Genomic DNA, 24423 nt, shown 5'->3' with positions numbered 1-24423 from the left:
CTTGACTACATAATTGAGGATGAACCGATGGAGCGTATCAATCGCACGCCCACTGTCATTGCCGGCCTCTGTGGCCTGATGATCGCGCAACAAAGCCAGGCTGCAGGTTTCGTGGAAGACACCAAGGCCAGCATTCTGGCGCGCAACTTCTTCAGCAATGCCGACAACCGCAGTGGCGCAGCCGACCCTAACTACACCCAGGAATGGGGCCAGGGTTTCATGCTCAACGTGCAATCGGGCTACACCCAGGGCGTGGTGGGCTTCGGTGTCGATGCGTTCGGTCAATTGGGTATCCGCCTGGACTCGGGCAAGGGCCGTCACTACAACCCGACCAGTTCGGCGTTCAACGGCAACATCTTTCCCACTGACAGCGACGGCCGTGCGGTGGACGAGTTCAGCAGCCTGGGCGCGACACTCAAGGCCAAAATCTCGCAGACCGAACTGAAATACGGCACGCTGGTGCCCATGCTGCCGGTGGTGATGTCCACCGACCGCATGCTGCAACAGACCTTTCGCGGCGGGCAGATCCAGTCCAAAGACCTGAGCGACTTCACCTTTACCGCCGGCCAGCTGGAACACGTCATGGGCCGTGGCTCGACCAACCAGATGGGCATGTCGATCCCCGGCGCCAACAACGCGCTGACCGGCGAGTTCGTCAACAAGTTCTATTACGCCGGCGTCGACTACAAACCGGTCAAGGACCTGACGCTGCAGTACTACTACGGCAACCTCGAAGACTTCTACAAACAGCACTTTCTGGGTCTGAAGTACGAACTGCCGGTCGGCCCCGGCACGCTGCGCACCGACCTGCGTCACTTCGATAACCGCTCCGACGGCGCCAACGGCAATAACCCTGCGTATTACACGGTCGGCTATTACGGCAACGGCGTGACCAAGGGCAAGGTCGACAGCCGCCTGTCCAGCGCGATGTTCACCTACCTGATCGAGGGCCACACCCTGGCCGCCGGGTATCAGGTGGTCAGCGGCGACAGCGATGCGGTATGGCTCAATCAGGGCGACGGCTCGACCGCCTATTTCATGACCGAATCGATGATCGGCAAATTCCAGCGCGCCGGCGAACGCACCTGGCAGGTGCGCTACGGCTATGACTTCGCCAAGGCGGGCGTACCGGGCCTGACCTTCCTGGCCATGTATGAAAGCGGCTCGCACATCAAGACCGTCAGCGGCGACGAAAAAGAATGGGAACGCAACGTCACACTCAGCTACGCAGTGCAATCGGGCCCGGCCAAGAACCTCACCGTCGCCCTGCGTCACGCGCAGTTGCGCACCGGCTACGTCAGCCAGCGCGACGCGGATGAGCATCGAGTGATCGTCAGCTACCCGATCAATATTTTCTGAATCACATCAGGCTGAAGGGCGTGACGATGTTCACCGGTGACGGCGGAATCGGCTCGCGCTTCAACAGCCGGTGAAACTGCAGGATGTGCATCAATACATGCCGGGCATCGGTTTGCAGCGGATGGTCGATGATCGCCGCGATCCTCTCCTCAGCCAGTAGCTGGCGGTTTTCTTCATCCAGATCATGGCCGACGAACACCGCCAGGCTACGGCCTTGTGCCGCAAAGGCGTCGACAATCGCCCGGTTGCCGCCGCCGACGCTGTACACCGCCTTGAGCGTCGGGTAATCCATCAGCGCTTCGCTGACCCGCTCAAAGGTCGGTGCATACACCCCGCCGCCACCGCTGATATCCAGCACCTGCAAATGCGCCGCACGGGCACGCAGCCAACTGCGAAAGCCCACTTCTCTTTCTTCTTCTCCACGAAACAGATCGTTGCTCAGTACCACGGCCACCGGCTGGGGTGCCGGGTCCAGCCAGCGCGACAACAGATAGGCAGCGGTCTGCCCGGCCGTGCGGTTGTTCATCCCGACATAGCCCAGACGCGTGCTTTGCGGCAGGTCGGTGACCAGCGTGACCACGGGCACACCAGCACTCATGGCCTGGTTTACCGCCTGGTTGACGGCAGGTTCATCGGCGGCCTTGAGCACGATGCCCTGAGAGCCATTGTCCACGCAGCGCTGAATCAGCTCGGCCATGCGCAGGCTGTCGATGTCTTCGAACAGATGAAAACGCGGGAATAACCGAAACGGTGCCAGGCTGCCCAGTTGCGCATTGATAGCCCCGCGCACCGCGTCACTGAACCGGGTCGGCGTGTGCATGATGACGTCGACATGCAGGGTGCGCCCCACCGCAAGGCCGGTGCGTTCCTGGGCTTCAAGTTCATCGAGCGCCTGTTCGATGCGCCGGCCGGTCTGTGCATGCACGCCGGCACGGCCGTGCAGCATGCGGTCGACCGTGGCTTTGCTGACCCCGGCCTGCGCCGCCAGTTGCTTGATGGAATAACGCCCGGCGCGGTCGAGCAGCGAGGTCATGGTGAACTCCTGACATGAGGTTTTCTTGAGGTCTTTCAGCGCTATTTTGAGGCTTATCCGATGCTAGTCTCAGCCTCGAAAGGTGTACAGCTCATAACAATAAACAGGAGAACATCCATGTCGCATACAGATCTCACACGCCCCTTCGCCGGGCAGTTTTTTGTCGTTACCGGCAGCACTCAAGGCCTGGGCGCCGCAGTCGCACATACTCTGGCAAAGCGCGGCGCCGCCGGGCTGACACTGTGCGGGCGCAGTCGCGCCAAGGGCCAGCAACAGGTCGAGAAACTCGCCGCGCTCGACTGCCAGGCGGTGTTCATCGAAGCCGATCTGGAGCGGGTCGAGGACTGCCAGCGCATCATCGCCGCCGCCGACCGGCATTTTGGCCGGCTGCACGGGCTGGTGAACTGCGCCGGCATGTCAGATCGCGGCAGTATTCTCGACACCTCGCCCGAGCGCTTTGACGCCCTGTTTGCAGTGAATGTGCGGGCGCCTTTTTTTCTCATGCAGGAGGCGATAAAGCTGATGATCCGCGACGGTATCGCAGGCTCGATCGTCAATATCCAGAGCATCGTCGCCCACGGCGGGCCGGTGGGCCTGACAGCCTACAGCGCGTCCAAAGGCGCGTTGGCGATCCTGACTAAAAACGTGGCGTTCAGCACCTTGCGCAACCGCATCCGGATCAATGGCCTGAACATCGGCTGGATGGACACCCCGCACGAGGATGAAATCCAGCGTCATTACCACGGTGCCCAAGACGGCTGGCTGGCCGAGGCCGAGCGGGCGCAGCCGTTTGGCCGGCTGCTCAAACCCGAAGAAGTTGCCCGCCATGTAGCGTTTTTGCTATCGACCGAATCCGGCCTGCAAACCGGCACGGTTACCGACCTAGAACAAGGCGTGATCGGTTGCGGCGAAGAGACCGCCCCTCGCCCGCAAAGCGCCCTGCAATGGCCAGCAGCGGGTGTGCAGCCATGAGCCGCTATGTGAGCCATAACGATCTGTGCCTGCAAACCTTTGCCACGCTGTGCGAGCAAACCACCCGCGCAGCCGACTACCCACAGTGCGACAGTGTGCTGAGCAACGTGCCGATCTATCAGGCCGACACCCTGCATCGGGCGCTGAACGATGACCCGAAGCCGCTGATGAGCGAGTTGCATCGGCTGTTCCGTCATGGACCAGGTGTGGTGGTGATCCGTCAGGGCTTCACTGACATGGCGGTTATCGACCAACACAGCGCGGTATTCGAAGACATCCTCGACGATGAAGCACGGCACGCCAGCGGCGGCGATCACTTTGCCCAAAGCGGCGCCAACGGGCGCATCTGGAACGCCTTGCAAAAAGCCGCCCTGCGCTCACCCGAGTCGTTTATCGACTACTACAGCAACCCGCTGATCGGACTGGTCGCCCAGGCCTGGCTAGGGCCGTACTACCAGGTCACCGCGCAAGTTAACGTGGTACGTCCCGGCGGCCAGGCGCAACAACCGCATCGCGACTATCACCTGGGCTTTCAGACCCTTGAGGTGTTGCAACACTATCCACTCGACGTACAGGTCATGAGCCAGTACCTGACGTTGCAAGGCGCCGTCGCGCACAGCGACATGCCGGTGGAAACAGGTCCGACCCTGCTGCTGCCATTTTCCCAGCAGTACGAGGCCGGCTATATGGCCTGGCGCAATCAGGCCTTCATCGAGTATTTCCAGGCCCGTGCCGTGCAATTGCCGCTGCACAAGGGCGACCTGCTGTTCTTCAACCCGGCGTTGATGCATGCCGCCGGTACCAATCGCACCGCCGACCGGCAGCGCATGGCCAACCTGCTGCAGATCTCTTCGGCGTTCGGCAAGCCGATGGAAGCACTGGACCATGACCGCATGATGCTTGCCGTTTACCCGTACCTGCTTGGGCGACTCGAGCAGCAAACGCTCGACGCCACGGCGCTGAACGCGGTCATTGCCAGCGCAGCGCAAGGCTATGCGTTTCCTACCAACCTCGACAGCGACCCGCCCCTGCAAGGGCTGGCACCCATGACCGGGCAGCAGTGGATGCATCAAGCACTGAGCGAACGCCGCCCGTTCAACGAATTTGCCGAACACGTGGAGGTGATGCGCAACAAGCGACGTCCTTGAGGGCGGGCACGAAGTTTCATCTGGACGGATTATTGTTATGTTATAACATAACAATTCAAACCGTAAGGAACACTTCAATGCTCGCCCGATTCGCCTTCCCGCTTTCCACACTCGCCGCCGCGCTGCTCGTCGCCCAGCCGGTTTATGCGGCCCAGGCCGTCGTGCTCGACCCGCAGGTGATCACCGCCAACCCGCTGGGCAGCGCCACCCTGGCGTCGCCGACCAGCGTGGTGGAAGGCGATCAGTTGACCCTGCGCCAGTCGGCGCAACTGGGCGAGACGCTCAATACCCTGCCCGGCGTGTCGTCGACCTACTTTGGCCCGGCGGCCAGCCGGCCGGTGATTCGCGGCTTCGATGGCGACCGTATCCGCATCCTGCGCAACGGCACCGGCGCGCTGGATGCCTCGTCGCTGTCCTATGACCATGCGGTGCCGTACGACGCGGCCAACGCCGAGCGCATCGAGGTCGTACGCGGCCCGGCCGCCTTGTTGTATGGCGGCAGCGCGGTCGGCGGCGTGGTCAATACCTTCGACAACCGCATCCCCACCGAACCGGTTCACGGCGTCCATGGCGGCGGCGAATTGCGCTATGGCGGCGCGGACACCACGCGCAGCAGCGCCGGCAAACTGGAAGCCGGTGACGGCAATTTTGCCCTGCACCTGGACGCCAACTCGCGCGAGTTCAACGACCTGCGCATTCCCGGCTACGCCCGTTCGCGGGATCAGCGCGCCATCGACGACGACAGCAAGCACCGCGTGGCCAACAGCGATGGCCGCCAGGACGGCGGTGCCATCGGCGGCGCTTACCATTGGGATCACGGTTATGTCGGCCTGTCTTACGACGAGTACGACAGCAACTACGGCTCGCCGGCCGAAGACGCGGTGCGCATCGACATGGAACAGCGCCATTACGCGCTGGCCTCGGAAATCCGCGACCTCGACGGCCCGTTCAGTTCGGTGAAGCTGGATTTCGGCCACACCACCTATGAACACCGCGAGATCGAAGACGGCGAAACCGGCACCGTGTTCAAGAACGATGGCTATGAAGCCCGCATCGAAGCGCGGCATAAACCCATCGGCCCGCTGGAAGGCGTGGTCGGCGCGCAGGTCGCCAGCAGCCAGTTCCAGGCGCTGGGCGCCGAAGCCTTCGTGCCGCGCACCGACACTGACAGCGCCGCGCTATTCGTGCTGGAAAACTGGCAAGCCACCGAGCGTCTCGACCTGACTCTGGGCGGCCGCCTGGAGCACACACGCCTGCGCCCGGATGCCGACGGCAACGAACGCTTCGAGGGCAGCGACGCCAGCCACAGCTTTACCGCCGGCAGTCTGTCGTTCGGCGCGATCTACAAGCTGACCGATATCTGGTCGCTGGCCAGCACCCTGAGCTACACCGAGCGAGCGCCGACCTTCTACGAGCTGTACGCCAATGGCCCGCATGAGGCGACCGGCACCTATGAAGTGGGCGATGCCAATGCCGAGAAGGAAAAATCCTGGTCCACCGACCTCGCCCTGCGTTTCGACAACGGCACGCACAAAGGCAGCGTCGGAGTCTTCTACAGCCGCTTCTCGAACTACATCGGCCTGTTGGGCAGCGGCCGCTACCTCAACGACGACGGCGAAGAAGTCGCCGCCGGTGATGACGATGCCCTGCCCGAGTACCTGTACAGCGGCGTGAAAGCCGATTTCTGGGGCATCGAAGCCCAGGACCACTGGCGCCTGGCACAAACCCCGTACGGCAACTTCGCCCTGCAAAGCTCGGCCGACTACACCCGCGCCAACAACCGCGACACCGGCGAGCCACTGCCACGCATCTCGCCCCTGCGCCTGAACACCGCGCTGCTGTGGGACTACAATCAGTGGCAAGCCAGCGTCGGCGCCGAACACGCCAGCGCCCAGCACCGCGTACCGCAAGCCGAAAGCGACACCGGCGGCTACACCACCCTCAATGCCAGCCTCGGCTATCGCTTCGATGTGGGGCAAAGCGAGTGGCTGGCGTTTGTCAAAGGCGACAATCTGAACAACCAGACGGTGCGCTATGCCAGTTCGATTCTGAGGGATGAGGTGCCGGCAGCCGGGCGCAGTGTGCAGGCGGGGGTGAAGATGAGTTTTTAAGGGAGTAATCAAAAAGGCGTCCTGACGGACGCCTTTCGAGTATTGATGAGGAGTAGTCGCAGCGATTCTTTAGCTCCGGGCTCTCACCTTGGGTTCAGAATCCGACAAGCCTGTCTGTCGTCTCTACTTCAGAGAAACCAGCCTTCTCTGCTGCCGAAATTACGGGGGGGTATTGGCTGGTACCCAAGCCCGACGGATGCGCGGTTGCAGTCCTCGCCGGGCATTCTTGATTAACGTTGCCAGATGCGTCAACTACCTTGGTCTCGACACAGCCCGAATCCTGAATACAAATCCGGCGCGTAATTTGCTATTCATAGGCACACTCGCTCGAACCGATTGTTCATTGATTGCAAAGGTCTTGCTCATGCGCCGCTTCCTTCCTTCCCTGTCAGCCCTGCAAGCCTTTGAAGCGGCGGCCAGGCACTTGAGTTTTACCCGTGCAGCGGAAGACTTGCAGATCACCCAAAGTGGCGTCAGCCGGCAGATTTCCAATCTTGAACGGCAACTGGGCGTGGAGCTTTTTCAGCGCTCAGGATCGCGCCTGATCCTGACCGACGCCGGCAAGACTTACTTGCGCGATGTCGATGTCATGCTCAACCGGCTTGAAGAGATGACCATCGATCTGGTGCGCGGTCGCAAGGCCGATCTGTCGCTGATGATTGGCGCGAACCCTACGTTCATCTCGCGCTGGCTTGCACCCCGCCTGGAGAATTTCGTCCGGCTGGCACCGGGTGTTCCGATCGAGGTGTTCGCGGTCTCGGCCGATGTCGATTTTCAGAACAGCCCGATCGATGTCGCGATTATCCGCGGCGCAGGGGCCTGGACAGACGCGCGGGCGCTGGAGCTGTTTGCCGAAGACCTGGTCGTGGTCGCCTCACCCAGGTTGATCCCGCTGGGCGAGAAACTCGAGCAACTGGATTTTGCCAAAATCCCCACGCTGCAAAACTCAAGCAGGCCCAGTCTCTGGCTACAGTGGTTGCGTGCATGCGGCCTCAATCACAGCGGTTTGATTCAAGGCTTGCGTTTTTCCCAGAGTGAAATGCTGATCAGCGCCGCCGTCAGCGGGCTGGGGCTGGCGGTGGTGCCGCTGCAGTACGTGAAACGCGAACTGGACAGTGGTGAATTGCACTTGCCGTTCGGTGCGCCGGTACGCTCAAGCGATTCCTATTGGGTGGTCAGCCCGGAGCGTAAACGCCATAAACAGCATGCAATCGTGTTCCGTGACTGGCTGATACAGGAGGCTCGCAAGGGCTGACAATGAAAAAGGGTGTCCGAGAGGACACCCTTTTTCTGTTGAAGCCTGTGATCAGAAAAGCGAAAGCGGGTACGAGGTAATCACCCTCAACTCATTCAAGTCAGTCAGGGCATTGGCGGTCGAGGCGCGCGCAGCGGCGTAGCGCATCTGCACCGACAAGCCCTTGGCCGACCCGCCTTGCACGACGTACTTCACGTCGACATCGCGCTCCCAGTGTTTGACATCGGCACCATAGCGATTGGCGTAAAGGCTGTTGGCCTGCGTGCCGTCGATGTCCCAGCCCCTGACGTAACGGGCCATGAAGGTCAGGCCAGGAATACCCAGGCCGGCAAAGTCGTAGTCATAACGAATCTGCGCCGACTTTTCATTAGGGCCGTTGAAGTCCGAGTACTGCACCGAGTTGGCCAGCCACAGACGCCCGTATTGGCCCGGCGTGCCCTGGTGATCGAACGCCTCATCGCCATGCACCTGCTGAAAGGCCAGGCCGATGCGGTGAAAACCCGACTTGATGCCGCTGGCAAGGCTCCAGGTCGAGTTGCTGATAGAACCTGCTTTCTCGGCGCCGTCACTGAGGGTGCGGTACAGATTGAAGGTCGAGTCCCAGGTCAGGTTGTCCGCGAGCGGCGTGACATAGGTGGCGCCCAGATAATACTGGCGCCAGACATCTTCAAGCTCCGATCCGTACGCCAGCAGCGAAACACCCTTCACCGGTTTATAGACCACGCCTGCGTACCTGGCCGAGCGGGCATCGATGCTGTTGTTCGAGTTGGTAAAGGTCAGGCCGATGGCGCTGTCATGCCCCTGATCAACCCGCGAACTGCCGCTGGTAAAGTAACCGGCGTCCATCAACAGCGATGAAAACTCATTACTTTGCAGCGAGAAGCCGGTGTAACTCTGCGGCAGCAGGCGGCTGTCCGAATAGTTGAACACCGGGTTATCCGGTTGCTGGCTGCCATACTTCAATACGGTATTGGAGATGCGCATCTTTACCACCGGGTTGACGCGCTGTTGATAATCTCGCGGATGCCCGTCGCTGCCGACCGGCATCAAGCCTGAACCGACCCGCCCGGGACCACCGTCGAGTTTTTGCGCCACATAACCCTGCAAATCGATGCCCCAGCCGACCGTACCGGCGGTGTAACCCGACTTGTAATTGAGCATCAGCGCATGCGCCCATTCTTCTACATAATTCTGCGTGCCTGCCGGGCGGTTCAGAAAGTTGCGATAAAAGTAAAAGTTTCGATACAACAGGTCCATTGAAGAATCTTCAACGAAGCCTTTTGCCTGCGATTGTGCCGCCCCCTCGGCATTGGCCAACAGCGGCAGTGCCGCCAGAACAACTAGTGCAAGTTTATTATTCACCTTGATACCCCGACCTGATGATTGGCAGACTGTTGAAGTAACGCCTTATTGTTATGGGTGTTGCAGTAAGGGTCGGGCGAGCGCCGTTGACTCAGGGCTCGCCGGTAAAACGCTTAGCCCATCCAGGCACTGACCGGCGCCCGGGTTTCATGCAGTTCCTTGACGAAAATTTCCACCAGGCTCGGGCCGTCGTGGCTCAGGGCTTGTTGCACCGCACTCAGCACGTCCTGATCGTCGCGCACACTCCAGGACTTGATGCCGTGGGCCTCGGCCACGCGGGCACTGTTGGAGGTGCTGAAGTCGACCGAGAAATAGCGCTCGCCGTAACTGGCGTACTGCCCGGCCTTGATCCAGCCATAGTTGCTGTTACTGAGCACAATCAGGGTCACCGGTATATTCAGCCGGTAGATCGTTTCCAGTTCGCTTGATGAAAAACCAAAGCTGCCATCGCCCATGACCGCCACACACTTTTGTTGCGGCCGGGCGTAATAAGCGCCCACCACGCCCGGCAACGAATAGCCGAGGCCGCCGTGGAAGCGGTTATAAACAATGTTGTTGCCCGGTACTTGTACATCGAGATAGGCCGACAGAAACGGTGTCGGCGTGCCTGGGTCGATCACCAGCACCGCATCGGCCGGCAGCGCCGATTGCAGTGCCCTGACCACAATTTCCGGTTCAATCTGCCCTGTCTGCGAATTGATTGGCCGGTGCAGCGCCGCCTGGCGGGTTGATTTCACGGTGGCAATCGCATCGAGCAGTTCATCGCGCTGCAGCGCCTCGCCCGCACAGGCCTCGGCAAGCAACTGGCGCAGAATGGTCCGCGCATCGCCCATCAAGGCGAATCGAGTGTCGTAGTTGCTGCCGATGACATGCGCATCGATATCGATGTGGCCAATGGTCTTTTCAGCCAGTCCCGGATTGCCCCATTTTTCGGTCACCACAGAACCTGCGCGGGTACCGATGAAAATCACCAGATCACAGGTGCCGACAAAAGCCCTGGCTTCGGGGGTTGAGCCATTGGTGCCGACCACGCCGACCGCATAGGGATTGTGATCCGAGACTGTGCCCTGGCCGCTGATCGAGGTGGCGATGGCAACGCCTAGATGAGCACTCAGTTGCTCAAGTTCAGCGCAGGCCCCCGCCAGTACCACGCCGCCACCGCAGACGAACACCGGGCGTTTCGCTGCACGCAATGCCTGGACCGTGGCGCGTACCGTCTCGGGGTCTGCACCAGGCCGCACCGCCGGGAACTGGTTGAATTGTTCATAGGCATACACCTCGCTTTCATCCAGTTCGCCTTTCATCACGTCGTAAGGCACCGCAATATGCGCAGCACCCGGTGCGCCGCTGGTCATTTCAAGGAAGGCCGTGCGGATGACCTTGGGCAACCGGCCGGGTGTTTCGATCACCGCGTTCCATTTGGTGACTGGCTTGTAGAGCGCTTTCATGTCCAGCTCGGTGAGTACGAACTTGTCGCGCCCCGAGACCGGAATGTCGGAGTTGATGCCCAATACACAGACAGACGAGCCATTGGCCTCGGCGATGCCGGGCAGCATATAAGTTGCCCCCGCGCCGCTCGGCCCTTCACACACCCCCACCTTGCCGGTCAACTTGGCATACACATAGGCCATGTAACTGGCGCAGCGCTCATCACGCGCCAATACATGAGTGATGCCATGATCAAGACGATGCAGGGCGTCATAAAACGGCAGGCTCGTGTCGCCGGTGACACCGAAGATATGTTTGACGCCCTGAAGTTGCAGCATACGCACTAACGCATCGCCACCACTGATCTGTGCCGTGGGTGAAGTGTTTTCCGCCATGAGGTACATCCTTTAATGATTACGCATTCAAACAACGAACAATCAACTGTTTAAAACTCCCTTTATTACGCGATGAACAGTGGCGACAAACAAGCGAAAAAAGGTTGTGTGTCACTGACTATTTGTCAGGACGCTCTGCCCTGACTAAAAGTAATGACCAACCCACTTATACTCGCTTGTTCTTGCCCGGCAAACGCGCCAGCATGTTGAAACGCGCTGTCAAACAGCTGGCGTTTCTCTGGCAAAACACTTGTGAGGAGGTTGTATGTCTCACCCTGCATTCAAGCTCGGCGTGATCATGCTCAATACCCGTTTCCCCCGTCCTGTGGGCGATGTCGGTAATCCTCAATCGTACCGTTACCCCGTGGAATTCCTGACCGCACCGCTTGCTACACCGGCATCGGTCGTCAGCGCAGCGCCTGTTCAGGCAGCGGTGGTCGACGGCTTTATCGACGCGGCCTTGTCGTTGGTCGAGCGCGGCTGCACGGCCATTACCACCTCGTGCGGTTTCGCCTGCTCCCTTCACGATCAACTGGAAAGCGCGATTCCCGTGCCACTGGTTTCGTCATCGCTGAACCTGGTTCCGGCACTGGTCAAACAGTTTGGCTGGCATGTTTCACTGCCGGTGATTACCTATGACGGGCGCCTTCTTTCCAGACAGCACTTTGGTCGCTTCTGGTCACCCCATGTTGTGATTCAAGGTATTGAAGACGGCCAGGAACTTTACCCGGTCATAAATAACGATCGCCTTGAACTGGACCCTGACAAAGCGCAACAGGATGTTATCCAGAGTGTGGCGCGCGTGCTTGATAAACACCCGTCGAGTAAAGCCATCTTGTTTGAATGCACTAACTTGCCACCTTATCGGGAGGCCGTCGAACAACGCTTTGGTCTTCCGGTCTACGATATTTTTTCAGCCCTGGATCACGTATTGGGTTTAACGCCAGTGAAAACAGCGCCACGCGCCCAGACAGCCTGACTTGATGGAACATGATATGAACGTTGTGGTTTTGGGTGCGGGTATTGTCGGGGCGTGCACGGCCATCGAACTGTTGAAGACAGGCGCCAGGGTCACCATCATCGACGCCGGCTTGCCCGGCGGTGAACAGGCTGCCAGCCACGGCAACGGTGCCTGGCTGAGCCCTGCCTCTATCGTGCCGATGTCGACACCGGGCCTGTGGAAAAAGGTGCCGGGGTATCTTCTGGACAAGAGCGGACCGCTGACCATCAGAATGAAGGCACTGCCGGGCCTGGCGCCCTGGTTGTGGCGTTTTACCCAGGCCGGCTCGACGCTGGCCAAGGTCGAACACACGGCCCGGCTGCTCAATACCTTGCTGTGTGATGCGCCCAGCCGCCATGTGAAGCTGGCCCAGGAAGCCGGGCTGAGCCATTTGATCCAGCAGAGCGGCCTGCTGTATGCCTACCCCGACAAGCGCGCTTTCGAGGCAGAAAGCCTGGCCTGGCGGCTGCGGCGCATCAACGGTGTGCGCTGGCAGGAATGGGACAGTTCGACCATAAGGGCGAAAGTCCCGCAACTGGCCGGTAAGTACAGCTTTGGCGCTTGGGTAGAAGACGGCGCGCATTGCCTTAACCCGGGTGATTACGTGCGTGGCCTGGTCGATCATGCGGTATCGATGGGCGCCGACTTTATTCAGGCGCATGTCACCCAGGTCGAGCGCCACGGGCGGCTGATTGTCAACGATCAAGTAATCAGCGCCGATAAAGTGGTCATCGCCTGCGGCATCGGTTCCGGCCAGCTTGCAAGCCGCCTGGGCGATGCAGTGCCGATGCGCAGTGAGCGCGGCTACAACGTGGTGATCAAAAGTCCTGACTTCGAGCTACCGATGCCGGTCATGCCCAGCGATGGACGCATGGCCAACACCTCGACCAATGCCGGGCTGCGCTTTTCGGGGCAGGTGGAACTGGCCCACGAAGATGCAGAGCCTGACTGGAAACGCAGCGACATGCTCTTGCAGCATGCCGCCAACACTTACCCCAGCCTCAAGCAACAGGTATTTGACCCTGCCACCATGACCCGCTGGATGGGCAAACGCCCTTCTGTGGCGGATGGATTACCGGTCATTTCAACATCGAGAGCATCGCAGAACATCATTTATGCCTTCGGTCATGGTCATATCGGTCTGGCCTCGGCGCCCAAGACCGCCGAGCTGGTCACGGCAATCATCCTGAATAAACCCGGCACGAATCTTCCAACCGAGTTTTCGGCCGACCGATTCCACTGAAGCAAAAAAAGCCTGTGATGCGCTAAAACCACAATAAGCAACGTTCGCACGACGCGAATCCAGAGCATGACGCTCGCCCTGCAACACCGTTACTGCCTCGACAATAAATCATTCAAGCATACGAGGGTCAGCGCTATGAAATCGCTCTTCAACTCCACTTCCTTGCGGGCCGTACTGGGCAGCGCACTGATTGCATTCGGCACACTCTCCAATGCGTATGCAGAACCTGAGTCGTCGTTGTCGCGCATCGAAAGAACCAAGACGCTGCGTGTCGGCGTGATCAATGGTGCGGTGCCCTACTACAGCAAGAGCCTGGCAACCGGTGAGTGGTCAGGTTTCGGTCCCGATTTTGCCAACGACCTGGCTCAGGAACTGGGTGTAAAAACCCGGTACGTCGAGACTACATGGGGCAATGCGGTCATGGACTTGCAGGCCAACAAGATTGACGTGATGTTCGGCATGGCGCCGACACCCGCCCGCCGCGGCATGGTCAACTTCTCGGACCCGATCTTTCAAAACACCTACACCATGGTGTGCAAGAACGGTTACCCGGAAAAAACCTGGGATCAATTCAACGCCGCCGACGCGAAGATCTCGGTGGACATCGGTTCGTCCATGGATAACTTCGTCACCAGCATGCTGCCCAACGCCAGCATCTCGCGACTGGAAAGCACCAGCGCCGCCACCATGGCGCTGCAGTCAGGACGCGTCGACTGTCAGGTGCTGGTCGTGCTGCTCGCACAACCCCTGATCAAGAAAGTCCCCACCATCGGCAGCATCCAAGTGCCCACGCCGGTACTGGCGGCACCGGTGACCATCGGCATGCAGAAAGAGGATGACCCGGCCCTTACCCAGGCTGTGAATAAATGGCTGAAAAAGGAACAGGCCAATGGCGATGTCAGGAAAGTCGTCCTTTCCAACATGCAGAAACTGGCCGGTGTCGAGCCTGAATCCTTCCCTGCTTCGGTAAAGTTCGAGTAGTGCTTATGTCTTCCTATACCTGGGATTTTGCGTTTTTAACCACCTATTACTCACTGCTACAGACAGGCATCGGCTACACGCTTTTCTACACGTTCATTTGCGTGGTACTCGGCATGTTGATCGGCGTTCTCACGGCATTGCCACGCCTTTCCGGTTCGCTCTGGGTCTGCGCGCCGTTCCGGGCCTATGTCGAAATCTTTCGCTGTACGCCGGTGCTGGTGCAACTGGTCTGGTTCTATTACGCGTTGCCGGTCCTGACCGGCATCCAGATCTCGGCCATGACTGCAGCGGTACTGTGCCTGTCGCTGTATGGCGGCGCGTTTTACTCGGAGATCTTTCGCGGCGGCATCATTTCCGTCGACGAAGGACAGACAGAAGCCGCCAAGGCGCTGGGCATGCGCCGTGGTCAGGTGATGTGGCGCGTGGTGTTGCCACAGGCACTCAAGCGTATGGTGCCGCCGCTGGTCAACCAGTCGATCATGCAGTTGAAGAACACCTCGCTGCTTTCGGTGCTGGCCTTGCCGGACCTGCTGTATCAGGGCCAGATCATTGCCCACGACACATACCGTCCACTTGAGGTGTACTCGGTCATTGCCGTCGTTTACTTCATCATCCTTCTTCCGGCAACCATGTTGTCGAAACGACTCGAAACACGCATGCGCAGCAAGACCGGAGCCTGAACATGACGTCGCCCATCATCAGTATCAGTAACCTGAAAAAGTCCTTCGGCCAGCTGGCTGTCCTGAAAGACGTTTCGCTGGACGTCAACAAGGGCGAAGTGGTCGCCCTCCTCGGCCCTTCGGGTTCAGGCAAGTCGACGCTGCTTCGCTGTGTGAACCTGCTGACCGTGCCGGAAGGCGGCTCGATCAAGGTCAACCATCACACCATGCACTTTGGCAATGGCCGCTCTTCAAAGCTGCCCAAAGATAAAGACCTGGCGGCGTTTCGCGCCAACACCGGCATGGTGTTCCAGCAGTTCAACCTGTTCCCGCACATGAGCGTTGTGCAAAACATCATGGAGGGTCCGGTTACGGTCAAGAAAATGCCCAAGGAAGCGGCGCGCAAACTGGCGCTGGAGCTGCTGGGCAAAGTGGGTCTGGCCGACCGGGCCGATTACTACCCGGACATGTTGTCCGGAGGCCAGAAACAGCGAGTGGCCATTGCCCGTGCCTTGGCCATGGAACCCTCGGTCATGTTGTTCGACGAAGCCACCTCGGCGCTGGACCCTGAACTGGTGGGCGAAGTACTGGGGGTTGTGAAAGCGCTGGCCAGCGAAGGCATGACGATGATTATCGTGACCCATGAGATCGCCTTTGCCCGCGAAGTGGCCGACAAGGTCGTGTTCATGAGGGACGGTGTCGTGGTCGAGTCCGGGCCACCCTCGGTGGTGATCGACAACCCCGAATGCGAAGCCACCCGAAGCTTTCTGAGCCATTTCTATGGCAACGATGCTTGATGACAGCCAATGCTGCCTGGCTTGAGGGCGCGTGTCATTGTGGAGCGGTTCGCTTCTGGTTCCGCCCCGCCAATGACTTCTACACGCTGTGCAATTGCAGCTATTGCATACGTAAAGCGGCGAAGCACTACCGGGTCAAGGGACAGGCGTTCAGGTATGCAGCCACTGACGCACATCTGGCGGTGTACCAGTTTGCAACCCGGCGTGCGGTCCATCTGTTCTGCGCGCGCTGCGGCAGCCACACCCACTGCCGTCCCCGTTCTGCGCCACAAGAGGTCAACGTCAACCTGAACTGCCTGATTGATGAGTTGCACGTCTGGTTATCGAGCCTTGAAGAGCGCCGCTACGATGGGCGCTCGCTTTGATTGCACAGCCCTGATGACTATTTAAAACGGGCCGGCAGGTGATGGAGAGCGGCCAGGTCACTGTCAAGCGACCAGACGAACACCTCACTCATCGGGAAGCGTGCCACACACTTCTCGTAATCCTTGAGGATGCTCAAATCGCCAAAACTTGTTCCCTCACCCATCCGGGTTGGCGATTTATTCTGGCCAGCCTTATCTGGAAACTCCGTTAACCAGCTCATGACTTCTTCTGTGCCGGGAAATTCGCTCAAGCGATAAGGCGGCTCCTCGGTGAAGGCCGCAGCCACGGCGTTACAAAAACGCTGCGCGGTTTTGCGCCGGACAACACCATTACCGTTCTGGGCAATATGGTTGCCGGTCTCCAGAATGGTTGCCATCGGAAGAATGAACGTGCAGTTGCTCTCGGCATATTCTTCAAAGCTGGTCACCACTTCAGCCCGTGCCTGGTTCCGATTGGGTACATTGAGCAGATTCAGGAATACGCTGGTGTCGATCAGGCAGACCGCACTCATTGGTCATCACCTTGCATTTGCTGCAGCCAGGCCTGCGCACTCCTGCGTTTTTGCTCCACCGTTACGGGCGACTTGATGAAACGATCCACCACGCCTCGGGTCACCAGTTCGCCCAGCGGCCCTTGAGAGACAAGCCCGGCGTAATCCTCAAGATCGGCCAGGCGAACCAACCGGCTATCACCCTCCTGTGGATCGCGGTAACACAACACGACATCAGCCAGCGCACTGTCGGGCAGCGCGTCCATCAATGCCGGATTGTGGGTGGTCAACAGCAACCGTACACCACGCTGCTGTGCCTGTTCACGCATGGTGGTCAATAATTGCCGAGCCCTTGATGGATGCACGCCGTTATCGACCTCTTCGATCACAAGGGTGGACTCCTCGGGTGCAGATAACAGGGCGGCAGCAATCGCCAGCACTCTGAGCGTACCGTCGGACAATAACTCCACCGACCAGTTACGTTCGACGGCCCCAAAACTCTCGACCAGTTCCAGCGACACGCGCCCCCGTCTATCCTCAAAGAAACGAACATCCTTGACGTCCTGTTCGGGCAGGCTCTTGATGAATTCGACGATGGCAGGACGAATTTCCTGCTTCTGCCAAAGCGTGTAAAGCACGCCCGACAGATTGGAGCAGTCGCCGCGCAACAGGGTGGCAGGATAACTGTCACCGCGCATCAAACCAGGCACAGGATCCAGAAACAGCGTACTGGTCAGCAGTTTCTGAAAGCGGCTGGTGGTTTCGGGAATGACCTTCTGCGCTTTCTTGTGACCCGATTCAAATAATGCCGAACTGGCAAGCTGGTTCAGAATCGCAATCTGGTCAGTACAGGTGACCTGCGGCTTGTGGCCACCGCGTGCAAAGTTGTTGTAGGACACGCGAGCATCAGTACCGAGCCCCCTTGAAGGCTGCTCGATACGATAAAGAGGCAACTTCTGGCGGGTCGACGTGATGCTTTCCTGGACGATATGCAGCTCAGGGTCGCGCAAGGCAATTTCGACACTGAGGTTATTCCATTCGCGGTCATCGGTTGCACAACCCAATGTGAAAGACTGCCCGTTCAAATAAGGCAAGTCCTTCACCTGGCCGCGTAAAATCTGCTCGGAATCGTCGACCCGGTGATGAAGCACTGACAGCTTCTGACCTTGGCCAAGCCAGCAAAGAAAGCGAAAAGCCTCCAGCGCATTGCTCTTGCCCGATGCATTGGCGCCGATCATGAGCGTCAACGGCGAAAGCTGTAGCCACTGGTCTCTGTAGCTCTTGAATCCAGAGATATGGATAGCCGTCAGCATGGAGACTCCTGTGAGGTTTTATCTTTCTTCGACGGCACCTGCCATTTTTCAGCTGTAGGGGCAGCACCGATGCCCACTAGCGTAGAGCAAGATATCACGCACGCCGCATGCCCCCTAACCGCCAAGACTCAGCTGTAGTCAAACGTAAACAACACCAACCCCTCGATTGGCTCATAAAACATCACGATCAGATCGGCCCCCGCGCTGCGGTAATTCCAGCCGTGGGCACTGGCCACATGCAGAAAGCGATTGCCGGCCGGGCTCAAGGGGTAGACAAGGTAGTCGCCATTGTCGGCATCGACGTCGATGATTTTCGTTGGGAATTCGACGGTCTCGACCCAGTTGCCAAGGCCCACTTCGCCGCCCAGTTGCTCGACGAACGCTACCGGCGAGTCGGTATCCCAATCCGGGCGCACCAGAATGCCACGGGCCTTGAACACTTCGGCCGCAGCGGCGTAGGCGCGATGTTGTTCGGCGTAATGCTGCTCAAGATCGGCACGGGCACCGGGGTGCGGGTCAGGCAGTTGGGCATTGCCTTCGTGCAGAAAGAAGTAACGCGGGTCGCCGCACAGGCGATAACGGCCGTCTTCGATCTTGAAGCCGATCCAGTTGGTCTTGAGCAAATCGCCGTGATAGCCGTCCCACTCGGTCAGTTCGCCGACCAGGCTTTCATAGGGTTCCAGCGGGCTGAGCATGTGCAACACGCCCGACCACTCGGGGTTGATCGTGCTGATATCGATGCTGAACAACGGGTGCAGGTGGGTGGCCAGATCCTGCTGGTCGGGCACGAACACTGATTCTGGCGCTGGAAACGGCTGCATGCCAGCCGGAACCTGGGTGTAGTCCACGCTTTCATCCTGGGTCATCGATCAACTCCTGTTTTCAATAAGTCACATGCAGACAACGAATCGGCCATGAGGATTCATCACGCCCTTTACTTGACCTTTACAGACTCTGTACTCGGATTTACACCAAACCGATGTCTTATCGATACATGGCGAATACATATGCCGCCTGAGGAGACACCATGTTTTCGAAGATGACCAAAATCCTGATGTTGTCCGCCAGCCTGCTGATGGCGGGTACTGCGACCGCCACGGCCGCTGATCGCAATGTGATCGTGCCTGTCGTTGCCGGCGCCGCCGTCGGTGCGGTACTGGCCACAGTAATCGCTCGTAATGATCGCCACGACGACCGTCACTATGACCGCCGCCCACCGCCACGCGAATACCGCCATCATCGTGAGCCGGTGAGGTACGTGCCGGTACGCCCGCGTTACGAACATCACCGTTATGCGCCGCCACCGCGCCACTACTACCGTTACGATCATTACGACCGTCGTCGCGGGTAAGCGCCCCTAGCTCTTGCGAGGCTTGATCCGCGCCGTGGCTTCGGCCACCAGCGGATCATCCGGCCAGTAGTGCTTGGGGTAACGTCCTTTCAAATCCTTCTTCACTTCGCTGTAGGTCGTGCGCCAGAAGCTCGCCAGGTCTTGAGTGACCTGCACCGGGCGGCGGGCCGGCGACAGCAGGTGCAATTTCACGGTCTGCCGGCCATTGGCGATGCGCGGGGTGTCGGACAGGCCAAACAGCTCTTGCAACCGCACCGCGAGAATCGGCGGTTGCTCGCTGTAGTCCAGGCGCACCGATGAGCCGGAAGGCACTTGCACATGCGAAGGTGCCAGTTCGTCGAGGCGTTGCGGCAGCGGCCAAGGCAGCAGGTTGCGCAGCATCGACGACAGGTCGAGCGCGCCGAAGTGGCTGAGCCGGTTGACTTTGCCCAGGTACGGCAGCAGCCAGTGTTCAAGGCTGACGAGCAAAGCGCTATCGCTGACGTCGGGCCATTCGCTGTTGGCGTGTTGCTGCACATCCAGTTCACGCAGCAGGCTGACGCGAGCCTGCCACTGGCGCAGTTCCGGCGTCCAGGCCAGCAGTTCCAGTCCTTTGCGCCGCACCAGCCCGAGCAAGGCCTGGCCGCGCGCGGCTTCATCAAGACCGGGCAGCGGTTCGCTGCTCAGCACCAATTCTCCGACCTTGCGCTGACGCTCGGCGCGCAGTACGCCTTCGCGTTCGTCCCAATCCAGTTGATCGACGTTGCGCACTTGTTCGGCCAGCACCGTGTCGAACAGTGCAGGCTCCAGATCGGTGGCCAGATAAATGCGCTCTTCGCGCTGGCCCTGACGGCTGCCGAGGTCGGCGACCACCAGCCATTCGTGTTTCATCAAGGCATCGCTGTCGCCAAACAAGGCGGCGCGGCCGTTGGCCAGGCGGTATTCGGCGCCACCGGGGCGTCGCTGGCGGGCGACGCGGTCCGGGTAAGCCAGCGCCAGCAAGGCGCCCAGCCAGCGCGGGTGGTCAGGATCGTTGACCGCTTGCGCGGGTTTGCCACGTAGGTTGCTGCGGTATTGGCGGGCCAGTTGTCGGGCGCGCTGCACACCGCCCTGCGCATTGCGCTGGGCTTTTTGTTCGCCAGACAACAACACCAGACGGCTGTGCAGATCGGCACCGGCGCCGCGCAAGATGTCGCGCTCGCCTAACAGCGCGGCGACGTCACAGGCCATGTCGGCCAGCCCCAGCGACTGACCGCGCAGCAAGAGATGAGCAATGCGCGGGTGCGCCGGCATTTCAGCCATGGCCTGGCCATGAGTGGCCAGACGGCCGTCGGCTTGCAGCGCGCCAAGGCGTTGCAACAGGTCGTGGGCCTGAGCAAAAGCGGCGGTCGGTGGCAGGTCGAGCCACTTCAGTTGGTCGGGCTCCACGCCCCAGCGCGCCAGTTGCAAGGCGAGACCGGCAAGATCGGCCTGCAGAATCTCGGCGCTGGCGTAGGCCGCCAACTGATCGTGCTGGGCCTCGGACCACAATCGATAACACACGCCCGGCTCCAGCCGCCCGGCGCGACCGGCGCGCTGCGTGGCGCTGGCGCGGGAGATGCGCTGGGTGTCGAGACGGGTCATGCCGCTGCCCGGATCGAAACGCGGCACCCGCGCCAAGCCAGCGTCGATCACCACACGCACACCATCGATGGTCAAACTGGTTTCAGCGATGTTGGTGGCCAGCACGACCTTGCGCGCACCCGGCGGCGCCGGATCGATGGCGGCGCGCTGGGCATTGAGGTCCAGCTCGCCATGCAACGGACACAGCAGAATATCGGCGCGCTCGCCCAAGGCATCAGCCAGTTGCTGGTGGACGCGGCGAATCTCCGCCTGCCCCGGCAGAAAGACCAGCAGGCTACCGGTTTCGTTGCCCACGGCATCGAGCACCGTCTGCACCACACGCGGCTCGATGAATTCACCCGGCTGGAAGGGCCGCCCCCACTGAATCGTCACCGGGAACATGCGCCCTTCGCTGCGCACCACCGGCGCGTCGTCGAGCAGCGCCGACAAGCGCTCGCCTTCCAGCGTGGCGGACATCAACAACACTTTAAGCGGCGGCTCGTCGCGCAGCAGTTCGCGGCCATTGAGGCTCAGGGCCAGGGCCAGATCGGCGTCCAGGCTGCGCTCGTGAAATTCATCGAAAATAACCAGCCCAACGCCGTCCAGCGCCGGGTCGTCCTGCAAACGGCGGGTCAAGATACCTTCGGTGACCACCTCGATGCGCGTCTTCGGCCCGACCTTGCTGTCGAGGCGAATCCGGTAGCCCACCGTTTCGCCAACCTTCTCGCCCAGCTCGCTGGCCAGCCGTTCGGCCGCAGCCCGCGCAGCCAGACGGCGCGGTTCGAGCATCAGGATGGTTTGCCCGGCCAGCCATGGCTCGTTAAGCAACGCCAGCGGCACGCGGGTGGTCTTGCCGGCGCCGGGCGGGGCTTCGAGCACCACTTCATGGCGCTCGTTGAGGGCTTGGCGCAGGGCCGGCAATACAGCGTCGATGGGCAAGGCGATCATGGGCTACTCCCGAACTGGGCCGGCAGTATACCGGCCCGGTTCGGGAATGACGCAGCCGCTCAAGGACGGACGCTGTCACTCACACACGCTTGAGCATCTGCTCGCGTATCTCGGCGGCCGTCTTGCCTCGGGTGTCCACCCCGCTGCCCGTCTCACGTAACCAGGCAACCTCCGTATCGGTCAGGCCAAGAGCACGCAAGCCATCGACCCATTGGCGCAGACGCTCCGGCGCGGTTTGCCTGGCATTCGGGCCCTTGGCACGCAGGCAAACGTCGCAGGTGTCGTCCGGGTGCGGCCTGGATTCCCAGGTTCCCGGACGCCGATACTCGTACAAGCCGCAATTGCAGCGACATAGCCACAATGTGCCTTTGCCCGAGCGGCTTGGGCGATACCAGGCGATGGCCGTCATGGTCCCGCGTCGCTTGCCGGTGTAGTCGGGGGCGTAGTCCGGCCGGGGCGACAGGGTCGGCAGATGATCGAAAGTGGCTCGCGTGTTGGAGTCGTTCATGCCTGCCTTCCTTGGGTGGCGAGCCCCAACAAGACCCGGCAGACGCGGCCGTTCTTTACAGCGTGCCCGTGAATGAAATCCTCGGTTGATACGACCGCACGGGATTCGACAACAGCGTCAGCGCTGCCAATCAACGAGCGTGCGCATTCGGCCTCGCTGGCCGTGAGCAGTGGCCCGAGCAGCGGTGTGGCCACGTTGGGGTGAATGACAAAAAACAGCTCGGTGGCTTTTTTCGGGCAAGCCGGGTCCGTTGACGCCAGTGCGCCATTTTTATTTTTCATGTTGATCTCCGCCGGCCTATGGCCTTGGAATACAGGTCATCCTCGCGACCACCCTGATGGAGTGCGCGATCCCTTGGTGTGGCAGGGTGAGCGGGTTAGGTTGAGACGATGCGGCGGTGAAGTGCGGGTGTGACTGTGTTGAGGAAATGCGACATGGTAGAGCTCCTGTATGTGAAGGGCTGCCACCGGTTCGCCGTCAAACGAATAAGGGTGGCAACTGTGCGCAGGTTGACGGGCCGGGCACACATACAGGACCCCGGCAGACCCGAAGGTCTCCCGCGCACAGCCGCCATAGACAGATATGCGAGCACAAAAAAAGCGCCTGCAATCATCATGGAGCGCTTGTGCGCCTGTATGTATTAAGGGCCGTCAAACCCCGTCGCCATATGGGCGACGGACGAAAGATACCCGTCATCGAGTAAGCGTGCAACCGCCTGCTTTTTACCGATCCTTGGGTGTTTCTGGTTAAAGGCCGGGATAGCGGTATATAGATATATGCGATCACGCAGAGGCAAAACGTATGATCCAGCCATGCAACGACTTCAATCCTATAAATTCGAACTACGCCCGAACGGCCAGCAAGAGCGGCAGATACGCCGCTTAGCCGGCCAGGACTGGGAGATCTGTCAGTGAACAAAGAAACGATTTTCGGATTGCCCGAGGGCTACGCTGACTGGCTGACTCAGCTTAAAGTCGATATTACTCAAGCCCGACAACGTGCCGCACTGGCAGTCAATGCCGAGCTGGTGCACTTGTATCACCGGATCGGAGCGGAAATCAGGCAACGGCAACAGGTCAACGCCTGGGGCGCGAAAGTGATCGAGCGTCTGGCACGAGATCTCAAGGATTTGTTCCCAGACATGAAAGGCTGGTCAACCAGTAATCTCAAGTACATGCGCTTCTTCGCTGAGCATTGTCCGGATCGCCAATTTGGTCAGCAAGCTGCTGACCAATTGCCTGCTTTGCGAGTCACAGCTTAAAGATCAACGTCAGACTGGTATTTAAGCTGCTGTCGCCAGCTACCGAAATCAAAACCCTCTGGTGAGCCTTCATTATGGACAATCAATTCCTACCTCAATTGCAACAGCGCTTTGATGCGCTGGTGCAACGGGTGTCCGATGAGGACATCGAATTCTGGTTCGCTCGCGAATTACAAGAGCCCTTGGGGTATGCCCGCTGGGAGAATTTTCTTACCGCCATCCAGCGCGCTATAGCCTCGTGCGAAACTGCTGGATTGGATGCCGCTAATCATTTTCGTGGCGTCACGAAAATGATCGAGGTCGGCAAAGGCGGACAGCGGCCCGTAGACGACTTCATGCTCACTCGTTATGCCTGCTACCTGATTGCTCAGAATGGTGACCCGCGTAAGCAGCCGATTGCTTTTGCTCAGAGTTACTTTGCGCTGCAAACGCGCAAGCAGGAGCTTATCGAAGATAGGATGCGCCTACAGGCCCGCTTCGATGCGCGGGATCGTTTACGTGAGTCGGAAAAAGAGCTGTCGCAGAACATCTACGAGCGCGGTGTGGATGATGAGGGCTTTGCCAGAATCCGCTCCCGAGGGGATGCCGCATTGTTCGGCGGCAAAACCACCCAGGCCATGAAGGACAGGTATGGCATTGTCAGAAGCCGTCCGTTGGCGGATTTTTTACCAACACTGACCATAGCCGCCAAAAATCTTGCCACCGAGATGACCAACCACAACGTGCTGCAAGCTGATTGTAAGCGGCCAGCGAACACACCTTGCACAGATCAGGCAGGTATCCACTGATGCGGCAGCAGTCGCTCGATCTCGCTGGCCCGCTGCGTTGGCAGTCGCATCAGCACATCTTTGAGATAAGCATA

General features: G+C 59.8%; 25 protein-coding genes. 15 read left to right on the top strand and 10 right to left on the bottom strand.

All coding sequences use genetic code 11. The features are described 5' to 3' along the window. Positions 1-27: 27 nt before the first annotated feature. Positions 28-1359: an OprD family porin gene (locus tag ACYP2A_RS05950; protein WP_459743629.1), complete on the top strand. Its 1332-nt coding sequence runs from the start codon at positions 28-30 to the stop codon at positions 1357-1359. Position 1360: 1 nt separating this feature from the next. Here ACYP2A_RS05950 and ACYP2A_RS05945 read toward each other — a convergent pair whose 3' ends face one another. Then, positions 1361-2383: a LacI family DNA-binding transcriptional regulator gene (locus ACYP2A_RS05945; RefSeq protein WP_459743839.1), complete on the bottom strand. Its 1023-nt coding sequence runs from the start codon at positions 2381-2383 to the stop codon at positions 1361-1363. Positions 2384-2509: 126 nt separating this feature from the next. On the opposite strand from ACYP2A_RS05945, the gene ACYP2A_RS05940 reads away from it, so the two are divergent. The 4 genes from ACYP2A_RS05940 (at position 2510) to ACYP2A_RS05925 (ending at position 7878) form a co-directional block, all read left to right on the top strand. Continuing rightward, entirely contained in the window at positions 2510-3364 is an 855-nt protein-coding gene (locus ACYP2A_RS05940; protein ID WP_459743628.1) for an SDR family oxidoreductase, read from the top strand. Next, positions 3361-4512 carry a phytanoyl-CoA dioxygenase family protein gene (locus ACYP2A_RS05935; RefSeq protein WP_459743626.1) on the top strand — a complete coding sequence of 384 codons (1152 nt, stop codon included), beginning with the start codon at positions 3361-3363 and terminating at the stop codon, positions 4510-4512. The genes ACYP2A_RS05940 and ACYP2A_RS05935 overlap by 4 nt, the downstream gene beginning before the upstream one ends. Positions 4513-4589: 77 nt before the next feature. Beyond that, a complete protein-coding gene (locus ACYP2A_RS05930; protein ID WP_459743624.1) occupies positions 4590-6623 on the top strand; it encodes a TonB-dependent receptor in 2034 nt (677 codons plus the stop codon). 364 nt (positions 6624-6987) lie between these two features. Beyond that, positions 6988-7878: a LysR substrate-binding domain-containing protein gene (locus ACYP2A_RS05925; RefSeq protein ID WP_459743622.1), complete on the top strand. Its 891-nt coding sequence runs from the start codon at positions 6988-6990 to the stop codon at positions 7876-7878. Between the two features lie 51 nt (positions 7879-7929). Here ACYP2A_RS05925 and ACYP2A_RS05920 read toward each other — a convergent pair whose 3' ends face one another. Together ACYP2A_RS05920 and ACYP2A_RS05915 are read right to left on the bottom strand one after the other, a co-directional pair. Further along, on the bottom strand, positions 7930-9240 hold the full coding sequence (locus tag ACYP2A_RS05920; protein ID WP_459743621.1) for an OprD family porin: 1311 nt from the start codon (positions 9238-9240) through the stop codon (positions 7930-7932). 113 nt (positions 9241-9353) lie between these two features. Then, the gene (locus ACYP2A_RS05915) at positions 9354-11063 is read right to left on the bottom strand and encodes a thiamine pyrophosphate-binding protein (protein ID WP_459743620.1); all 1710 of its coding nucleotides are present in this window, start codon (positions 11061-11063) and stop codon (positions 9354-9356) included. 265 nt (positions 11064-11328) lie between these two features. Here ACYP2A_RS05915 and ACYP2A_RS05910 point away from each other — a divergent pair, with 265 nt between their 5' ends. From ACYP2A_RS05910 to ACYP2A_RS05885, 6 genes are all read left to right on the top strand, one after another. After that, on the top strand, positions 11329-12042 hold the full coding sequence (locus ACYP2A_RS05910) for an aspartate/glutamate racemase family protein (protein ID WP_459743618.1): 714 nt from the start codon (positions 11329-11331) through the stop codon (positions 12040-12042). A gap of 16 nt (positions 12043-12058) precedes the next feature. Next, positions 12059-13306, top strand: coding sequence for an NAD(P)/FAD-dependent oxidoreductase (locus ACYP2A_RS05905; RefSeq protein ID WP_459743616.1), 1248 nt, complete (start codon positions 12059-12061; stop codon positions 13304-13306). A 135-nt stretch (positions 13307-13441) separates the two neighbouring features. Then, positions 13442-14287, top strand: a complete 846-nt coding sequence (locus tag ACYP2A_RS05900; protein WP_459743615.1) for a transporter substrate-binding domain-containing protein — start codon at positions 13442-13444, stop codon at positions 14285-14287. Between the two features lie 5 nt (positions 14288-14292). Further along, on the top strand, positions 14293-14967 hold the full coding sequence (locus ACYP2A_RS05895) for an amino acid ABC transporter permease (RefSeq protein ID WP_459743613.1): 675 nt from the start codon (positions 14293-14295) through the stop codon (positions 14965-14967). A gap of 2 nt (positions 14968-14969) precedes the next feature. Further along, positions 14970-15743, top strand: a complete 774-nt coding sequence (locus ACYP2A_RS05890) for an amino acid ABC transporter ATP-binding protein (RefSeq protein WP_459743611.1) — start codon at positions 14970-14972, stop codon at positions 15741-15743. Next, positions 15743-16108: a GFA family protein gene (locus tag ACYP2A_RS05885; RefSeq protein ID WP_459743609.1), complete on the top strand. Its 366-nt coding sequence runs from the start codon at positions 15743-15745 to the stop codon at positions 16106-16108. Before ACYP2A_RS05890 ends, ACYP2A_RS05885 begins: the two co-directional genes overlap by 1 nt. 17 nt (positions 16109-16125) lie before the next feature. On the opposite strand, the gene ACYP2A_RS05880 is transcribed toward ACYP2A_RS05885, so the two are convergent. The 3 genes from ACYP2A_RS05880 to ACYP2A_RS05870 all read right to left on the bottom strand — a co-directional run bounded on the left by ACYP2A_RS05880 (position 16126) and on the right by ACYP2A_RS05870 (position 18778). Continuing rightward, positions 16126-16620 (bottom strand): hypothetical protein, encoded by a 495-nt coding sequence (locus ACYP2A_RS05880; RefSeq protein ID WP_459743607.1) that lies wholly within the window; start codon positions 16618-16620, stop codon positions 16126-16128. Beyond that, positions 16617-17912: an AAA family ATPase gene (locus ACYP2A_RS05875; protein WP_459743605.1), complete on the bottom strand. Its 1296-nt coding sequence runs from the start codon at positions 17910-17912 to the stop codon at positions 16617-16619. Before ACYP2A_RS05875 ends, ACYP2A_RS05880 begins: the two co-directional genes overlap by 4 nt. Before the next feature lie 128 nt (positions 17913-18040). Beyond that, the gene (locus ACYP2A_RS05870) at positions 18041-18778 is read right to left on the bottom strand and encodes a hypothetical protein (RefSeq protein ID WP_459743604.1); all 738 of its coding nucleotides are present in this window, start codon (positions 18776-18778) and stop codon (positions 18041-18043) included. Positions 18779-18939: 161 nt separating this feature from the next. On the opposite strand from ACYP2A_RS05870, the gene ACYP2A_RS05865 reads away from it, so the two are divergent. Further along, positions 18940-19263: a hypothetical protein gene (locus ACYP2A_RS05865; protein ID WP_459743602.1), complete on the top strand. Its 324-nt coding sequence runs from the start codon at positions 18940-18942 to the stop codon at positions 19261-19263. Between the two features lie 6 nt (positions 19264-19269). Here the strand turns inward: ACYP2A_RS05865 and hrpB are convergent, their stop codons facing one another. The 3 genes from hrpB to ACYP2A_RS05850 all read right to left on the bottom strand — a co-directional run bounded on the left by hrpB (position 19270) and on the right by ACYP2A_RS05850 (position 22581). Further along, positions 19270-21792 carry an ATP-dependent helicase HrpB gene (hrpB, locus tag ACYP2A_RS05860; RefSeq protein ID WP_459743600.1) on the bottom strand — a complete coding sequence of 841 codons (2523 nt, stop codon included), beginning with the start codon at positions 21790-21792 and terminating at the stop codon, positions 19270-19272. Positions 21793-21871: 79 nt separating this feature from the next. Further along, on the bottom strand, positions 21872-22300 hold the full coding sequence (locus ACYP2A_RS05855) for a hypothetical protein (protein ID WP_459743598.1): 429 nt from the start codon (positions 22298-22300) through the stop codon (positions 21872-21874). Next, on the bottom strand, positions 22297-22581 hold the full coding sequence (locus ACYP2A_RS05850; RefSeq protein WP_459743596.1) for a hypothetical protein: 285 nt from the start codon (positions 22579-22581) through the stop codon (positions 22297-22299). The genes ACYP2A_RS05855 and ACYP2A_RS05850 overlap by 4 nt, the downstream gene beginning before the upstream one ends. Positions 22582-23076: 495 nt before the next feature. Here ACYP2A_RS05850 and ACYP2A_RS05845 point away from each other — a divergent pair, with 495 nt between their 5' ends. From ACYP2A_RS05845 to dinD, 3 genes are all read left to right on the top strand, one after another. Beyond that, positions 23077-23214, top strand: coding sequence for a helix-turn-helix domain-containing protein (locus ACYP2A_RS05845; protein ID WP_459743594.1), 138 nt, complete (start codon positions 23077-23079; stop codon positions 23212-23214). After that, positions 23211-23561 (top strand): DUF1016 N-terminal domain-containing protein, encoded by a 351-nt coding sequence (locus ACYP2A_RS05840; protein ID WP_459743592.1) that lies wholly within the window; start codon positions 23211-23213, stop codon positions 23559-23561. Before ACYP2A_RS05845 ends, ACYP2A_RS05840 begins: the two co-directional genes overlap by 4 nt. Before the next feature lie 74 nt (positions 23562-23635). After that, positions 23636-24349 carry a DNA damage-inducible protein D gene (gene dinD / locus ACYP2A_RS05835; RefSeq protein ID WP_459743590.1) on the top strand — a complete coding sequence of 238 codons (714 nt, stop codon included), beginning with the start codon at positions 23636-23638 and terminating at the stop codon, positions 24347-24349. Here dinD and ACYP2A_RS05830 read toward each other — a convergent pair. Continuing rightward, a partial coding sequence (locus tag ACYP2A_RS05830) for a transposase domain-containing protein (RefSeq protein ID WP_459743837.1) occupies positions 24331-24423 on the bottom strand: 93 nt, incomplete at its 5' end. The two genes, dinD and ACYP2A_RS05830, sit on opposite strands and share 19 nt — an antisense overlap.

This window comes from Pseudomonas sp. 3A(2025) (assembly GCF_054589175.1).
The sequence above is the reverse complement of the archived record's forward strand: the minus strand, read 5'-3'. Positions and strand labels throughout refer to the sequence as shown.

Excerpts from the sequence above, each read along its gene's own strand:
- ACYP2A_RS05950 (WP_459743629.1), top strand. The coding sequence starts at position 28 with ATGGAGCGTATCAATCGCACGCCCACTGTCATTGCCGGCCTCTGTGGC.
- ACYP2A_RS05940 (WP_459743628.1), top strand. The coding sequence starts at position 2,510 with ATGTCGCATACAGATCTCACACGCCCCTTCGCCGGGCAGTTTTTTGTC.
- ACYP2A_RS05935 (WP_459743626.1), top strand. The coding sequence starts at position 3,361 with ATGAGCCGCTATGTGAGCCATAACGATCTGTGCCTGCAAACCTTTGCC.
- ACYP2A_RS05930 (WP_459743624.1), top strand. The coding sequence starts at position 4,590 with ATGCTCGCCCGATTCGCCTTCCCGCTTTCCACACTCGCCGCCGCGCTG.
- ACYP2A_RS05925 (WP_459743622.1), top strand. The coding sequence starts at position 6,988 with ATGCGCCGCTTCCTTCCTTCCCTGTCAGCCCTGCAAGCCTTTGAAGCG.
- ACYP2A_RS05915 (WP_459743620.1), bottom strand. The coding sequence starts at position 11,063 with ATGGCGGAAAACACTTCACCCACGGCACAGATCAGTGGTGGCGATGCG.
- ACYP2A_RS05910 (WP_459743618.1), top strand. The coding sequence starts at position 11,329 with ATGTCTCACCCTGCATTCAAGCTCGGCGTGATCATGCTCAATACCCGT.
- ACYP2A_RS05905 (WP_459743616.1), top strand. The coding sequence starts at position 12,059 with ATGAACGTTGTGGTTTTGGGTGCGGGTATTGTCGGGGCGTGCACGGCC.
- ACYP2A_RS05900 (WP_459743615.1), top strand. The coding sequence starts at position 13,442 with ATGAAATCGCTCTTCAACTCCACTTCCTTGCGGGCCGTACTGGGCAGC.
- ACYP2A_RS05895 (WP_459743613.1), top strand. The coding sequence starts at position 14,293 with ATGTCTTCCTATACCTGGGATTTTGCGTTTTTAACCACCTATTACTCA.
- ACYP2A_RS05890 (WP_459743611.1), top strand. The coding sequence starts at position 14,970 with ATGACGTCGCCCATCATCAGTATCAGTAACCTGAAAAAGTCCTTCGGC.
- ACYP2A_RS05885 (WP_459743609.1), top strand. The coding sequence starts at position 15,743 with ATGACAGCCAATGCTGCCTGGCTTGAGGGCGCGTGTCATTGTGGAGCG.
- ACYP2A_RS05880 (WP_459743607.1), bottom strand. The coding sequence starts at position 16,620 with ATGAGTGCGGTCTGCCTGATCGACACCAGCGTATTCCTGAATCTGCTC.
- ACYP2A_RS05875 (WP_459743605.1), bottom strand. The coding sequence starts at position 17,912 with ATGCTGACGGCTATCCATATCTCTGGATTCAAGAGCTACAGAGACCAG.
- ACYP2A_RS05870 (WP_459743604.1), bottom strand. The coding sequence starts at position 18,778 with ATGACCCAGGATGAAAGCGTGGACTACACCCAGGTTCCGGCTGGCATG.
- ACYP2A_RS05865 (WP_459743602.1), top strand. The coding sequence starts at position 18,940 with ATGTTTTCGAAGATGACCAAAATCCTGATGTTGTCCGCCAGCCTGCTG.
- hrpB (WP_459743600.1), bottom strand. The coding sequence starts at position 21,792 with ATGATCGCCTTGCCCATCGACGCTGTATTGCCGGCCCTGCGCCAAGCC.
- ACYP2A_RS05855 (WP_459743598.1), bottom strand. The coding sequence starts at position 22,300 with ATGAACGACTCCAACACGCGAGCCACTTTCGATCATCTGCCGACCCTG.
- ACYP2A_RS05850 (WP_459743596.1), bottom strand. The coding sequence starts at position 22,581 with ATGAAAAATAAAAATGGCGCACTGGCGTCAACGGACCCGGCTTGCCCG.
- ACYP2A_RS05845 (WP_459743594.1), top strand. The coding sequence starts at position 23,077 with ATGCGATCACGCAGAGGCAAAACGTATGATCCAGCCATGCAACGACTT.
- dinD (WP_459743590.1), top strand. The coding sequence starts at position 23,636 with ATGGACAATCAATTCCTACCTCAATTGCAACAGCGCTTTGATGCGCTG.